We start from the raw sequence: 14,583 nt of genomic DNA, 5'->3' as shown, positions 1-14,583 counted from the left end.
AAATTCCTTTTTGAAACGACGCAAAGGGACAGCGCTCTCGTGCCCTTTGCGTTTGCAGCGATCCCTTTCCCGGCTTAGATGCCCAGGCAGAGGTATTTGATTTCCAGGTAGTCTTCGATGCCGTACTTGGAGCCTTCACGGCCCAGGCCCGAAGCCTTGATGCCGCCAAACGGCGCGACTTCGTTGGAGATCAGCCCGGTGTTGACGCCGACCATGCCGTACTCCAGCGCTTCGGCGACACGGAACACACGGCCAAGGTCACGAGCGTAGAAGTAAGAAGCCAGACCGAATTCGGTGTCGTTGGACATGGCGATCACTTCGGCTTCGTCTTTGAAGCGGAACAGCGGCGCCAGCGGACCAAAGGTTTCTTCCTTGGCCACGGCCGCGTTTTTCGGCACGTTGGTCAGGATGGTCGGCTCGAAGAAATTGCCTTCCATCGCCTTGCCGCCCGCCAGTACGGTGGCGCCTTTGCTTACGGCGTCAGCGATGTGTTCCTGAACCTTGGCCACCGCTTTTTCGTCGATCAGCGGGCCGGTGGTGGTGCCGTCTTCCAGACCGTTGCCGATCTTCAGTTTGGCCACAGCCACTTTCAGCTTCTCGGCGAACGCATCGTAGACCGCGTCCTGAATGTACAGACGGTTGGCGCAGACGCAGGTCTGGCCGTTGTTGCGGTACTTGGAAATGATCGCGCCTTCGACGGCCTTATCCAGATCGGCGTCGTCGAACACGATGAACGGCGCGTTGCCGCCCAGTTCCAGCGAGACTTTCTTGATGTCCTTGGCGCATTCGGCCATCAACTGGCGACCGATTTCGGTCGAGCCGGTGAAGGACAGTTTGCGCACGATCGGGTTGCTGGTCAGCTCGCTGCCGATGTCGCCGGCGCTGCCGGACACCACGCTGAACACGCCCGCCGGAATGCCCGCACGCTGGGCCAGCTCGGCCAGGGCGAAAGCGGAAAATGGAGTTTGCGAAGCCGGCTTGAGCACCATGGTGCAACCGGCGGCCAGTGCTGGGCCGGCCTTGCGAGTGATCATTGCTGCCGGGAAGTTCCACGGAGTGATCGCAGCGGTGACGCCGATCGGCTGCTTGATGACGATCAGGCGCTTGTCCGGCTGATGGCCCGGAATCACATCACCGTAGATGCGCTTGGCTTCTTCGGCGAACCACTCGATGAACGATGCGGCGTAAACGATTTCGCCCTTGGCTTCGGCCAGCGGCTTGCCTTGCTCGAGGGTCATCAGGCGCGCGAGGTCGTCCTGGTTCTCGATCATCAGTTCGAACCAGCGACGCAGCTTGCCGGCACGCTCTTTGGCGGTCAGCGCACGCCAGGCCGGCAGCGCCTTGTCGGCGGCCTCGATGGCACGGCGGGTTTCAGCGGCGCCCATCTTCGGCACGGTGCCGAGGATTTCGCCGGTGGCCGGATTGTTGACCTTGATCGTCTGACCGTTGTCGGCATCGACCCAAGCGCCATCGATGAAGGCTTGCTGGCGGAACAACTGGGTGTCTTTAAGCTGCATGTCGGCTTTCCTTAACAGCACCGCGGCCTGCGCGGAGCAAATTATGATTGTAGAAAGGCGCCTCGCAAGGCTGCCGTCAGGGAAATCAGTGAGCGGATTGTGGCGCGTCTACAGTGCACGACCGGGCGCACCTGCGCTGCAACATCCCGCCAAAGAGCGTTTGAAATCTCAAACGGATCGTAGGTTCAAAGGGGGTAAAGGACAATAGGTCGTTCGAAAAAAAGAACAAAAATGCCGCTTTTCAGATCAACGTACTGAAAACCCGTGCCGCAGGAAAAACCTTAGATCAACCCCGGCAAAGCGCCAAGCGAGGGTTTTGCAGGACGTTACCGCTTTAAGGAATGCAGCGATTTTGCGCCGACACGCACACTGACAAAACCCGCCAAACCCGGCATGGACGCCCCGAGCCGACCTAGGTATGATGTCGCCCGCTGCACCAGTAGCTCAGCTGGATAGAGTACTGCCCTCCGAAGGCAGGGGTCGTGGGTTCGAATCCCGCCTGGTGCACCATGAATCAAACGAGAAAGCCCCGGACTGTGATGGTCCGGGGCTTTTTTGTGGGTAACGATATATGAGACTTATTGAGGCTGATCCGTGGTGGGGGTATCAAATAGCCGCGTTATATCCCGCGCGCCATGTAGTACCCGCTCTATCAGCACATCACTTTTCAATATTGAGTAGAAAATGAGGTATCTGCCGTGAGTGATCATTTTCAGACCTTTGGCGCAATCCTCCCGGGCAATTCCTTGATTTGGCAAACTGGTCAATTGAGCACATCGCATACGTAATTCGGCGACGAAAGAACGAGCACGTCCAGGATTGTCACGAGCGATATAGCGGGCAATCTGCAACAGATCATCTCGGGAAATTGCTGAAAATAATAATCGCATCATCCGTGATTTTGCTCAGCTTCGATGTCATCTATAAGCGCATCAAGCTCTGCAAATACTGTATCGGCTGCGACAACTGGACGAGGATCATTGCGACTTGCAGCAATCGCTTCACGCAATTCAGCCGCCCGAAGACGATCTAATAATTCTTGATATGTCGCATGGGCTAATAAATAGGCAGCCGGACGATTATGGTTGAGAACGGCGATGGGTTCTGCCCCAGCCTGGTCAATCACCGTACTGGGGCTGCGTTTTAATTCGGTAATACTCACCGAGCGATTAGCAAGCAGCTGCTCCATGACGACTCCAAAGGTACGTAAAAAAGTACCTTATAGTGCTCTTTTAAGAAGTCTTGGGTCAATGAGCAAATAGTCCACGGCGTGCAGGCGTCAGCTATGCGCGGTCAAGGGTTAACGCATCCATCGCATAGAGATGGCAGGATTTCAAGCAGATCACTCCGTCGTCCAGTCAAACTCATCATATTCATCGTCGTCATCCCCCTCCTCCTCAGCCTCGTCAAACAGCTCATCTTCTTCAACGATGTCTTCTTCCGGCTGATTCAGCAGAAATTCCTTACGTGTCTCGGTTACTGCACGCCGCATTTGTTCGCCCTTTTCCGGGCAGTTGAGTAGCTGGGCGATGCGGTCGATTTTTGCTGCCACGGTGTCCTCCAGCGCATTGGCAATGGCTCGATAGTGCGCGTTTTCGCGGGGCAATGCCAAATGGCTGGGGAATCAGAGCAGTCAGCCGCCCGTGAGCGGCCGAACCTCAGCGGTGATAACGCCGCACCGCGCTGCTGTTGCGCAGCACATGGCCTTTGATTTTTTCCATCAGCTCGGCGCGGGTCAGGCCGGCAGGCAGGGCGTCCGGGGCGAGGTCGAGGGCGTAGATCTGGATGATGTAGTGGTGCGCGCTATCGCCCACTGGCGGGCACGGACCCATGTAATGGGTGTTTCCTTTGCTGTTGGTGCCGCCGACGCCTTCGAGGGCGGATTTGGCACCGACGCCGGCCGCGATCTGGTGGGTGGTAGGTTTGATGCCGTAGTGAATCCAGTGATCCACGCCCAGGCCTTTCTGGCCATCCGGGTCGTGCATGACGATGGCGTAACTCTGGGTACCGGCCGGGCCGGCGTTCCAGCTCAGCGCCGGCGACTGGTTCTTGCCGCCGCAACCGGGTGCGTCGCTGGCGGCGGCCGAGGTGAACAGACGGTTATCCGACACGCCGGGGATGCTCAGGGTGAAGCGTTCCTGGGCCTGTGCCGGGAACTGCACGCAAAGGGTCACGGCGATGGCCGCCAGCCATGGGTTGAGAGAGGTCAATCGGGTCATTCCGGGAGCACCTTGTGCAGTGAGGCCGTCGTCGGCCCGCAAACTATAGCTGTACCGTTCGTGCCTTGGCAGTAGCAAATGGCTGAACCTCGCGCGCCAGCACCAACTCACAAGAGAAATGCCTGCGAGGAAGCCGAAGATGTCCCTGCACCGTGTCGCCCGCTTCGCCGATGTTCCGCAAGACCGTGGCCTGCAAGTCGAAATCGGCGACTGCAAGATCGTCCTGTTGCGTGCCAACGGCGAGTTGCGGGCGTTTCAGGGGCTCTGCCCGCATGCCGGTGCACCGCTGGCTGAAGGTGCGTTGTGTCACGGCAGGTTGATCTGCCCTTGGCACAAAGCCGCGTACCGCGCCGAGGACGGTGGCCTGTGCGAGCCGCCATCGCTGGACAGTCTCAAGCGCTATCCGCTGGAGTTGCGCGGCGATGAAGTGTGGGTCGATGACCAGCCCCTGCCCGATCCGCACACCCCGCCCGCTGACGATCCAAGAACCTTCGTGGTGGTCGGCGCCGGCGCCGCAGGCACGGCGTGCGCGGCGGCACTGCGCGAGAAGGGTTTTGGCGGGCGCATTGTGCTGATCGACGGCGAGCCGGATGCCGGCTACGACCGCACGGTGTTAAGCAAATTTGTTCTGGCTGGGGAAATGGCGGCAAAAGAAGTGCCAACCTTGCGCGATGAGGCGTTCTACCAAACGCAGCGCATCGAACGTGTGCAAGGCGAAGTCAGCTCACTTGACGCTCCAGGCAAAACACTTCATCTGAACAATGGCGGCATCCTGCGCTACGACGCCGCTGTACTCGCCACCGGTGGCGCGCCCAATCCGTTGAAGCTGCCTGGTGCCGAGTTGGCCAACGTCTTCGTCCTGCGTTCGAAAGCCCAAGCTGAACAGATCATCAACGCCGCTCAACCGGGCCAGCGCGCGGTGATCATCGGCGACAGTTTCATCGCCCTCGAATGCGCGTCAGCCCTGCGCGAATACGGCCTCGACGTTACCGTGCTGGCACGCCACGCAGTCCCGTTTGCCAAGCAATTCGGCGAGGCCGTGGGCAAGGCGATTCGCGCCCTGCACGAAGAGCACGGGGTGAAGTTCATCAGCGAACACGAGGCTACGCAGATCCTTGGTGAGGACAAGGTCGAGGGCGTGCTGCTCGACAACGGTCTGCGCTTGGCAGCGGATCTGGTTCTCGCCGGCGTCGGCGTTCACCCGGCCACTGAACCTTTCGAATCATTGCCCAAGGAAGAAGACCAATCGTTGCGTGTCGATGACGGCATGCGCGTCAGCGATGGCTTGTGGGCCATCGGTGATATCGCCACGTTCCCGTTGAGCGGCCAGCCAACCCGTATCGAGCATTGGCGCCTGGCCCAGCAACACGCGCGCATCGCTGCGGCCAACATGCTCGGTGACGAGGAACATTATCTGGATGTGCCGTTTTTCTGGACCTACCACTTTGGTAAGAACTACGAGTATCTCGGTCACGCGCAGGAGTGGGACGAGGTCGAGTTCAACGGTGAGCCGGAACAGCCGCCGTTCATTGGCCTGTTTGCAAAAGACGGCATCGTCGTTGCGGCGGTGGCCTGCGACAAGCAACGCGCAATGGCGCTGCTGGCCGAGCGAATGAAGCAACCTTTGCGGATGAAAGAGGCCTGGACGCTGATCCAGGCCTGACACCGGTCCTATAGGAGCTGACGAGTGCAACGAGGCTGCGATCTCTTGATCTTGTTTTTACATAAGCAAATCAAAAGATCGCAGCCTTAGGCAGCTCCTACAGTGGGGGTCACGTCAGGCGCTTCACCGGCTCGCGACTGTCATCTTCTTCGGCATGCAGAAAGATCACCCGTGGATGCTCAAGGGGTGCCAGCGGCGCCGGCAGTGCCTGCTGCTGAACCGGCCAGAAATGCGTTTCCACATGGCTGATGTCGCCGTCCTGGTCGTTGTGAATGGTCATCACCCCCGGCGTGCGCAATTTCTGGAAACGCTCGTCGCACAGCTTGAAACTCTTGCTCAGACCTTCATCGCCAATCACCGGTGACGGCAAACGGCGCTGGGCGAAGCTGCGGCTTTTGCGTTGCTGGTAACGCGCCCAGCCGATCAGGATCACCGCGTTGACCAGCGCCACCCACATATAAACCTGCAAAGTGCCCAGGGCATCGAACGCCGAATGATCGATGCGCGGGCCGCCGGTGGTTTCGATCAACGGCCATAACCCGCGTACCAGCAGGAACAGCAGGCCAACCCAGGCCAGGACGGTGAGGATCACGTCGATCACCACCAGAAAGGGCCGTTGGCGAGTCCGGATAATTTTCATTTGATGACTTCCTCCTGGTCGTCGCCCAGCGGTTTGATACCCCGATCAGGACTGACCCAGCGCGCGCGTTTTTTGTGTTGGCTGAACAACACCTTGGGGAAGCTGACCAAGGTGGTCAGCAGACTGACGAGCCAGAACACCAGCGGATACCAGACCACCCAGAACATGGTCTTGCCCAGACCCGGTTCATAGCGCCGATCAATGACGATGCTGACGGCGAACTGCACCAGGCAGACGAACGCCAGCAACAGACCGGTGAAGGCCGGCGGCATCAGGTGATCGACGGCGATCGCGTCGGGCATGACCATGAACTTGCCCATGCCCCAGAAAATCACCGACAGCAGGAAAGTGAACGCCCAACCAGTGGACAGGCAGTATTCGAACAGCAGCGGCCACAGGTAGCGATGGCGGTACTGCCAGATGCCGCGAATGTTCTTGAACAGCACTTCGGCGCCGCCCTGAGCCCAGCGCAGACGCTGCTTCCACAGGCCGCCGAGGGTTTCCGGCATGAGGATCCAGCACAGCGCACGCGGTTCGTAGAAGATGCTCCAGTGATCCAGTTGCAGCTTCCAGCTGATGTCGATGTCTTCGGTGATCATGTCCGGGCTCCAGTAGCCGACCCGGTTCAGCGCAGTACGACGGAACGCGACGATCACGCCGGAGACGGTGAAGATGCGCCCGAACACCCGTTGCGTACGTTTGATCAGGCCGATGATCGAGGAGAACTCGCCGACCTGCACCCGCCCGATCAAGGTCGAACGAGTGCGGATGCGCGGATTGCCGGTGACCGCGCCAAGGCGTGCGTTATCCAGCATCGGCGCGACCAGATACGCCGCCGTATTGGGCGCCAGCAAGGCGTCGCCATCAATGCACACCAGATACTCACTGCGTGCAGCGATCGCGCCCATGCGCAGGGCCACAGCCTTGCCCTGGTTTTCCGCCAGATGCAGGACCCGCAGTCGCGGATCTTCCTTGGCCAGCGCATCGAGCACAGCGGCAGTGTTGTCCTTGGAGCCGTCGTTGATCGCGATGACTTCGATGTTCGGGTAGTGCTGGGCCAGCGCTGCGTAAATGGTATCGGCCGCGTTATCGCCTTCGTTGTAGCAAGGAATCAGGATCGAAATCAGCGGCTCGCCTTCCAGCGGCGGCGGCAGCGTGTCGTCCTGCCATGGCCAGTGGCGCTCCCAGTGCAGCCAGAAATACAGGCCGCCGGCGATCCACAACCCGGACATGAACAGCGGGTAGAAGAATACGAACGACATCAGGAACTGGCCGGTCACCAGGAAGATCAGCCCCAGCGGAACGCCAAGGACAATCGCCAGAACAAGCAGGGCTAACAGTCTATCCAGCATGTTATGGATTCCATTTGTTGGAGAGTGCAGGCCTTACGGTTTTCAGGTCTGGCAGGTTGTCGAGGAAGTTGTCCGGGTAGTAACCGAAACTGGTCGCGCCCTGACGCTTGAGCCGGCCCATCCAGTCCGCCAGATGCACAGCATCGATATCGGCCTGATCCTTCTGGTTCCAGTCACGCGCCTGCAATTCGAACACGGTGCGGTTGAGCGCGCCGGGGCGTTTCTTCACCGTGGCAACCAGTTCTTCCAGCCACGGGCCGGACTCGGCCAGCGTCTGTTTTTCCATCAATGGCATGGCCATCGGCGCCGTCCAGTCGTAGGTGGCGAGGAAGTCATCGAGGTTCTGCGCGAACCACGCTTCGCTTTCAGGATTGAGCATCGGTTCGGCGAAGATGTTGCGCGCGGTCAGCACTTGCGGACCGCGAATCGCACGGACCTTCGCGGTCAGTTCGTTGGTGAAGTCGATCAGGTAGCGGCTCTTGAAACGCGTCCAGCGTTGCATCGCCGCCGGATCGTCGCGCAGCGCGGCAATCGAACCCGGCAGACCTTGAGCGGCATAGGCCTTCAAGGCATCCGGGCTGGCGTCTTCGAAATCCGAGAGCACCGCATCGTCGTGATAGAGAATGCCGTCGACCGAGGTCAGCCGCGCCACGTCTTCATAGATTTCACCGATGATCTTGCGCACTTCGGGATTGAACGGTGACAGGCGTTTGTACTGCTTCGGATCGACCGAGGTGATGGCGGTTTTCGGGTCCCAGCGGGTTACACGCGGCAGTTTCGAATCCAGTTCGAAACTCAGCACCGGCATCCATGCAAAGACTTTCACATGGGCACGGGTGCGCAACTGCCAGGCGACGCGGTCGAACAGGTCGGCGCGCATCGGCAAGTGACGGTTGGGGAAGTACAGTGAATGCACCAGACCATCGCCCTTGGGATCGGCGAAGGCTTGCAGGAACACCGTGCTGGCGCCGAGGTCAGCCACGCGCTGCACCAGTTTGCCGAGGTTGATGTCCTGCTGAGCCGGGTCCGGGTCGTAGACGTTGTCGAGATCGACATGCACCACGCGCATCGGCGCTTCGGCCTGCACCGAAACGATGCTGTTGGCGAAATGCTCGCCGTCAGGATCGGACGCGACGAGAAAGCGCGGCCCGCTCATCAGGTTATCGAGGGTGTCGAGGCCGTCGTCCAGCGTCAGGGCCATTTCATAGCCCTCCTCACCGACCACGGTCAGCGAGGTACCGTCGGCGGTGCCGTACGGCCAGACCCAGACCCGTGGTTTGTAACCGGTGGCCTTGCGGATCTTCTCGGAAATGTTCTTCACGTCGGTACGAATGCGTGCCTGGAAATCGGCTTCGGATTCATAGCGCTTGGTCACCGGGTCATAACGCCGGGTCGCGGCGGCCGGTTGCAGGTTGCCCTGCGGGTTGCCAAGAATGCCTTTGTGGTTGGCATCGGTGTGAGCGGCGATCTCTACCAACCCGGACTTGGAAATTTCGCGGATCTGCTGCCAGGTCAGGAAGTTGTCACGGTTACGCGGCGTGCCGGCGAAATCCACCGGTTGATTGAGCGGCGTGTCGATCCAGGTGCCCACCGGCGCCAGCAAGGCTGGCCAGTTGTAGGCGCGCAGCACCGGCAGCACGCGGGTATAGAAGCTGGCATAACCGTCATCGAAACTGAGCAGCACCGCTCTCGCCGGCAGCTCCGGGCCACCCTTGCGCGCAGCCATGATCTGGTCGACGGTCACTGGTTTGTAGCCGTTCTCGCGCAGCCAGGCGAGCTGCTCGATCATGCGCTCGGTGCGCACCGCCACCACGGCCTGATCGGGATCACGGTCTTCGACATCGTGGTAGGCAATGCCGAGCACATGGTTTTTTGGCCACGGTTGTTCACTGGCCGCGACCGGGCGCTCGGAGGGCGGCGCGAAGGCCGGGGCTTGCTGGGCGCAGGCGCTGACCAGCAGCGCTCCCAGCAGAAGGATGAAACGCGAGATAAAAGGCATCTTCAAACTCTTCTAGAAGCGGAAAGTGAGGTCGACGAGCAGACGCAGATCAGTTTCCCGATCACCGTCGTAAGGCCGGTTGATCACACTGAACATGCCGCCCACATCGAACACGTCGTTCCAGGCGTACCGTTGGCCATAACCGAGCAATGCCATGCCGCCGGTGCCGTGGTCGCGCTGGCTGTAGGTGCCCGCGCCGGCCTGGAATTGCTGGCTCCAGGAAGTCTCGTAGCGGTGGTAGAGCACGTGATTGACGTTGACCAGCGGCATCACGCTGAAGTCCGACTTGGGGTTGAAGTACGGCACGTCGTCGGATTTCGAGTTGTGGCTGGTGCCGACTTCCAGGCCGGCGTCGACCTGAATGTTCGGCGCGGTATAGATGCCCTCGCGCCCGGTCACCAAGGCTTCGACGCGGTTGTTGCCATCGCTGAAGTGCGACGGGCTGACCGACACTCGCCACTCGCGGCTTTCGTTGGCGCGCCAGCGCAGGAACGCACTGCCGCCATTGGCCTTGATATCGCTGTTGAGCGCGCGCAGCGGGGTTTCCGCCGAGAGGTATTCGAGGCTGCCGCCGTATTGCCAGTGATCGTTGATGTCGCGGGCAATCGCCAGGCGTGCGCCCTGTTTGTCACCGAAGCCGTAATCATGATTCGACACCTCGGCTTCGAGGGTCATGTCACGGGTGCGCCGTTCCAGGCCGACCCGCTGGAAGCGATGGTGACCGGTGCCTTCGGCGAAATCACCGGTGGCATAACCGGCGCCGGCGAACACGCGCCAGTCTTCGTTGATCGGTGGGCTGTAAAGGATGCTCTGGATACCGAAATCACGGCTGCCGCTGACCGCACCGGCATCGCCGCTGTCGCCACCGTTGGCCTTGCCGCCGTAGGCTTCGACACGCAGTTCGGCCATGTCATGCACTTCCCGTTCGCGAGCCAGGCGCTGCACCTGGCGGTTGTCCGGATAGCGCGCGACCACGTCGTCGACCAGCGCATCGTTCTGCCGCCACTCCTGCAACTCCATCGCGGTGCGCGCCTGAGCGACCTCCAGGCCGGCATCGCGCGGGGCCATGCTCTCGGTTTCCTTGAGCTGGTTTTCCGCGCGGCGCGGCATCTGGCGGGCGAGGTAGAGATCGGCCTGGGCCAGACGCAAGCCAAGGTTGCCCGGTGCCTGATCGACCAGCGTCTGCAAGCGCTCTTCGCCGTGCGGAAGATCGGAACCGTAGGTACCGGCCTGGGCGGCGAGTTGCTGGGCATCCATCCATTCGTCGTTGGGGTTGCCGATCGGCAAGCCCTTGAGCTCGACACGCGGACGCTGGGCTTTCGCTGCGTCCTCGGCGACCTTGCGGGCTTCGTCGGCGCGGTCGCTTTCCAGCAGCGAGTAGTACAGCGCAGTGGTGTCCTCAAGACGATCACCGACATCGGCGTCCGGCGCCGAGAGCACCTGCCGATACAGATCGGTGGCAATCTCAGGCTCGCGTTGATCCAGATAAGACGCCGCGACCCAGCGCAGTGCATAGGTCGGAATCTCCACGCCTTCGGCTTGCAGTTTCTGGTACTCGCTGATGACGTCGGCAGTGCGCGCGCGGGCCTTGAGCGCGCCCATGCGGTCGATGCGCCAGCGCGTCACGTCATCGTGGGCAGTGGCGTCGGGCGTCCAGGTCGCGAGCAATTTGTCGTAATCGGCCAGTGCGCGATCGGCGATGACGTAGCGTTCCTTCTCGCTGCGGGTGGCCAGTTCGGCAAGGCGCACGCGTTCGGCGGCGAGATCGCCTTCGAGCCGGCGCAAGGTCACCGGATCAATCAGGCCGGGACGTTGACTGGCCAGACGCAGCGCCGGTTCAGGCAGACGGGCCTTTTGCAGCGCGACCACGTACTCACGGGCGACTTCCGGTTTGTTGCCGGCACGGATAAACGCCTGATCAAATTCAAACAATGCGTCGTACTGTTTGCCGGCGCGACCGAGGGCGTAGCCCAAGGCGAGGCGGCGGGAAGGATCATCGGGTTTGGCGGCAACCAGCGCCTGGGCGCGGGTGACGGCCTGATCGGGCTTGCCGGCATCGGCCTGAGTCAGCGCGAGGCCCAGTTGCAGGTCGGCGTTGTCCGGCTCCAGCGCCAGCGCTTTGTTGTAGACCTGGGTGGCCTGATCCCAGCGCTTGAGGTTGCGATAGGCACGCGCGGCGGCGGTCAGTGCCTGCACCGGCAGGACGCGGTCGCGACCCTGGGTTTCATAGACCTTGACCACTTCGGCATCGAGCCCGGCCCAACTGGCGATTTGCAGGTGATCGCTGACCTGGCCGTCGCTGGCCTGGCCCGGCGGCACCTGACGCAAAACCGTCAGCGCAGGCGTGTAGTGCCCGGCGCGGGCATCGCGCACCATCTCGTCGTAGGGTGTGTCGGCCAACGCCAGCACTGGCCAGAGCAACTGGCTGCACAGGGCGAATCGGAACAAAGGGCGCAAACCACGATGTAATACAGGGCCATCAATACGCGGCATTTGTCAGCATCCTTACATGGCCAGCCGGGTCGCAATGCCCTCCTTGCCCATTCGTAACGGTGGCCGACGATGACAGCCCTCGGCCAAGCTTGGTGAGGCAGTCTGCACGCAAGCGTAGTCGAATTTTCACAACGCAATAATTGTTCAGAATCGGCCTGTCTGTACAAAACCCGTACAGCAAAACGCCCGGCGCCTGTTTACACAGGGGCCGGGCGTCTGGAGGGAGCGCGGTGGGCTTATTGCTCTTGGGTGACGCCGGCAAACTTGCTCATGAGAAAGCCGATGAACTGCTCGACGGTCATCTTCTGGCCGTTGAATTCGACCTGATTGGCCGCGTAATGCAGTTTGGTCACCACGTTGGTGCCGTCGGCGACAGCCAATTGCGAGCCGACCGCCATGCCGGCGAACATGTCCGCCGCTTCCTTGGACTGATCGACGATGGCTTTGGCGTCAGTCTGGCCATCGAGTTGCGCCTGCACGCTGAGCAGATCGACCAGCATCGGCTTGGACACCTGAATGTTCAGGTCGAGCAGCGCGATCAGTTGCTTGCCGAGTTGATCCGGCGGCAGGTCCATCGATTGCGGCTTGGTCAGGTCGATCACCAGATTGGCGCGGCTTTCACCGTTGGCGGTGTTGAACGAAAGGTTCTCCAGCGCCAGCTGCGGACCGGCCGCCAGCAACTTCTGCAGATCGGCTTTGACCTGGGCGTTTTCCGCTTCGGTCAGATTCAGCTCCGGTGCCGGCAACCCCTGTGCGGCAGCTTCGGCGGCAGCTTTTTCGTACGGCTGCAGTTTGGTCTGGTAGATCTGCATCAGCGACATGGTCGACGGAATGTCGAGGTTCTTCAGGCTCATGGCCATGGCCGCCGAACCGACTTTCTTGTCGTTGAGCGTCACTTCGCCGATTTTGTAGTCGGCACGCCCCGAGGCGTTGCTGCCGCTTTCTTCGGTGCGGTTCTTCATTTCGAAGTTCTTCACGCCCAGCACCATCGGCTTGGCGCCGAAGGTGGTTTTGCTGCTGGTCACTTCCAGGGTGTTTTCCCCGGTGTAGTAGCCGTAGCTGCTCTTGGCGAGGTTGCTGGCCAGGGTCAGACCGTTGAGCTCGACCTGCACCGGCGCCTGGTCTTCCGACACGGTGACCAGTTTCAGATTGTCCATGTAACCGTCGGCCTTGACCTTCTGCGCCTGGGCGCTGGCGGCGATGTCCATGCTCAGACCGGAAAACTTCAGGCTCGACTGCTCATCCAGCGCAGTTTCGAACGGCACCAGATTCAGAGTGCTGGTGGTCGATTCGTCGTAACCGATGTTGGTCACGCCCTTGAGCGGCGCGGCGCCGTTGGTGGCGGCGAACCATTTTTCCGTGGACGGGCTCTTTTCCAGCTCGTAGTTGCTGGTGGCCATGACCGGCAGCCACTTCAGCGAAACCAGACGCGAGAACGGCAGCGGGCCGTGTTCGATGTGGTCGACGAACAGCAGCTCGACCGGCGCATCGCCGAACATCTCGCCCTCGCCCTTGAGACGATAGTGCGCGGTGCTGGTGAAGGTGTGGCGTTCCAGCGACACCAGTTCCAGCGACGCGGTGCCGTTGGAGCCGGCCATGGCGGTCTGCAACTCTTTGTTGGCATTGGTCACGGCGTTGTTCAGCACGCCTTCGATCTTGGTCCCGGTGTACCAGGCCCCGCCTGCGCTGATCGCGCCAATGGCAACAACAATTCCGAGAAGCACGCCTGCTGATTTATTCATGAATGACCTGATCGGTTTCCGTGGCTGTGGATGAAGTCGTCTTCCTTGAACCCGGGATCGGGTCGCGGCTCGACTGTGCGCAATTAAGCGGTGGAGATTAGCACCGGGCGCGGACGACGGCCCAATGTTTAAAGGTTAAAGAGTGTCTATGGACACTTGGGAGAGCAAAAAGATCGCAGCCTTCGGCAGCTCCTACATTTGCAATCCGATTGTCCTGTAGGAGCTGCCGAAGGCTGCGATCTTTTGATTTCAGGAATATTGAACCTCGATTTCATCCAGCTGATGATCAAAGCTCTTCAGCCGCGCGGTCCAGGTATACACCAGCACTTCGAAGTCACGATCGATCACCGCTCCGCCGGTGGTATCCGCCCGCACATCGCAGAAATCCAGCTGATAGCGTTCGCGGGCCATGGCCGTGGCGACGTCGGAGAGCTCGCGGGCGTTGTTCAGCCAGTGCCAGCCGTCATCGGCGATCTGCTTGTCGAGTTCCAGGCATTGCTTCTTCAGGGCTTCGAGGCTTTTTTCCAGCGGCGTGCCGGTGAGCTCGCCCATGACTTCGGCGAAGGTTCGCCCGGGCTGCCAGTAGCTGCCCCAGAAATAGCGGTCGAACACGGTTTCGACCCGGCGCAGGGCGACTTTGGTGTCCCAGATCAGCACGAGCATCCTGCCCCGTTCGAGCTGGCGCTTCTTGACCCGTTGCAGCTGAATCGAGGTCCACGCGACGACGACGATCGCCATCACCGCGATCAGCGCAACGGCGCTGTCGAGGAAGATCATCGCCGTATCGATCTGGTGAGCCAGCATGATCCCGTAGAAATACGTGGCCGAGAGCAGCACCAGTGCGACCAGAGCGCACCAGAAGCCGAGAGCGTAAGGGTTTTTCATTATTGGTTTCCCCTGGGCCAGCACGAGCAATGTGCATTGCAGGAGCGCTTGGCATGGGGCGCCCCTCCAACAC

Annotated in this window: 12 protein-coding genes and 1 tRNA gene; 2 read left to right on the top strand and 11 right to left on the bottom strand. The window is 60.7% G+C overall.

Annotated features, from left to right (window positions below; translation table 11 throughout):
- Nucleotides 1-74: 74 nt before the first annotated feature.
- On the bottom strand, nt 75-1,517 hold the full coding sequence (gene gabD, locus AC0IXA_RS10635) for an NADP-dependent succinate-semialdehyde dehydrogenase (RefSeq protein WP_024011131.1): 1,443 nt from the start codon (nt 1,515-1,517) through the stop codon (nt 75-77).
- Between the two features lie 433 nt (nt 1,518-1,950).
- Between gabD and AC0IXA_RS10630 the strand changes: the two genes are divergently transcribed.
- Nucleotides 1,951-2,027, top strand: a tRNA-Arg gene (locus AC0IXA_RS10630).
- A 68-nt stretch (nt 2,028-2,095) separates the two neighbouring features.
- Here AC0IXA_RS10630 and AC0IXA_RS10625 read toward each other — a convergent pair.
- The 4 genes from AC0IXA_RS10625 to AC0IXA_RS10610 form a co-directional block, all read right to left on the bottom strand.
- On the bottom strand, nt 2,096-2,407 hold the full coding sequence (locus AC0IXA_RS10625) for a type II toxin-antitoxin system RelE/ParE family toxin (RefSeq protein ID WP_471813091.1): 312 nt from the start codon (nt 2,405-2,407) through the stop codon (nt 2,096-2,098).
- Nucleotides 2,407-2,706, bottom strand: a complete 300-nt coding sequence (locus AC0IXA_RS10620; protein ID WP_341638329.1) for a type II toxin-antitoxin system Phd/YefM family antitoxin — start codon at nt 2,704-2,706, stop codon at nt 2,407-2,409. Before AC0IXA_RS10620 ends, AC0IXA_RS10625 begins: the two co-directional genes overlap by 1 nt.
- 153 nt (nt 2,707-2,859) lie before the next feature.
- A complete protein-coding gene (locus AC0IXA_RS10615; protein ID WP_341638328.1) occupies nt 2,860-3,129 on the bottom strand; it encodes a hypothetical protein in 270 nt (89 codons plus the stop codon).
- A 46-nt stretch (nt 3,130-3,175) separates the two neighbouring features.
- On the bottom strand, nt 3,176-3,736 hold the full coding sequence (locus AC0IXA_RS10610) for a YbhB/YbcL family Raf kinase inhibitor-like protein (RefSeq protein WP_016772253.1): 561 nt from the start codon (nt 3,734-3,736) through the stop codon (nt 3,176-3,178).
- A 139-nt stretch (nt 3,737-3,875) separates the two neighbouring features.
- On the opposite strand from AC0IXA_RS10610, the gene AC0IXA_RS10605 reads away from it, so the two are divergent.
- Nucleotides 3,876-5,399: an FAD-dependent oxidoreductase gene (locus tag AC0IXA_RS10605; RefSeq protein ID WP_471812959.1), complete on the top strand. Its 1,524-nt coding sequence runs from the start codon at nt 3,876-3,878 to the stop codon at nt 5,397-5,399.
- A 109-nt stretch (nt 5,400-5,508) separates the two neighbouring features.
- On the opposite strand, the gene pgaD is transcribed toward AC0IXA_RS10605, so the two are convergent.
- The 6 genes from pgaD to AC0IXA_RS10575 all read right to left on the bottom strand — a co-directional run bounded on the left by pgaD (nt 5,509) and on the right by AC0IXA_RS10575 (nt 14,510).
- On the bottom strand, nt 5,509-6,039 hold the full coding sequence (gene pgaD / locus AC0IXA_RS10600) for a poly-beta-1,6-N-acetyl-D-glucosamine biosynthesis protein PgaD (RefSeq protein ID WP_471812957.1): 531 nt from the start codon (nt 6,037-6,039) through the stop codon (nt 5,509-5,511).
- Complete coding sequence (pgaC, locus tag AC0IXA_RS10595; protein ID WP_341638325.1) at nt 6,036-7,391, bottom strand: poly-beta-1,6-N-acetyl-D-glucosamine synthase; 1,356 nt, start codon at nt 7,389-7,391, stop codon at nt 6,036-6,038. Before pgaC ends, pgaD begins: the two co-directional genes overlap by 4 nt.
- A 1-nt stretch (nt 7,392) precedes the next feature.
- Nucleotides 7,393-9,390 (bottom strand): poly-beta-1,6-N-acetyl-D-glucosamine N-deacetylase PgaB, encoded by a 1,998-nt coding sequence (pgaB, locus tag AC0IXA_RS10590; protein WP_471812955.1) that lies wholly within the window; start codon nt 9,388-9,390, stop codon nt 7,393-7,395.
- A 12-nt stretch (nt 9,391-9,402) separates the two neighbouring features.
- Nucleotides 9,403-11,883 (bottom strand): poly-beta-1,6 N-acetyl-D-glucosamine export porin PgaA, encoded by a 2,481-nt coding sequence (pgaA, locus tag AC0IXA_RS10585; protein WP_341638323.1) that lies wholly within the window; start codon nt 11,881-11,883, stop codon nt 9,403-9,405.
- A gap of 236 nt (nt 11,884-12,119) precedes the next feature.
- Nucleotides 12,120-13,625 carry a YdgA family protein gene (locus AC0IXA_RS10580; protein WP_016772258.1) on the bottom strand — a complete coding sequence of 502 codons (1,506 nt, stop codon included), beginning with the start codon at nt 13,623-13,625 and terminating at the stop codon, nt 12,120-12,122.
- A 249-nt stretch (nt 13,626-13,874) separates the two neighbouring features.
- The gene (locus tag AC0IXA_RS10575) at nt 13,875-14,510 is read right to left on the bottom strand and encodes an NADH:ubiquinone oxidoreductase subunit N (protein ID WP_071174014.1); all 636 of its coding nucleotides are present in this window, start codon (nt 14,508-14,510) and stop codon (nt 13,875-13,877) included.
- Between the last annotated feature and the right edge of the window lie 73 nt (nt 14,511-14,583).

It is taken from the genome of Pseudomonas sp. AC083 (assembly GCF_979253165.1).
Note: the sequence above shows the minus strand (reverse complement) of the source record. Positions and strands in the feature narration are given on the sequence as shown.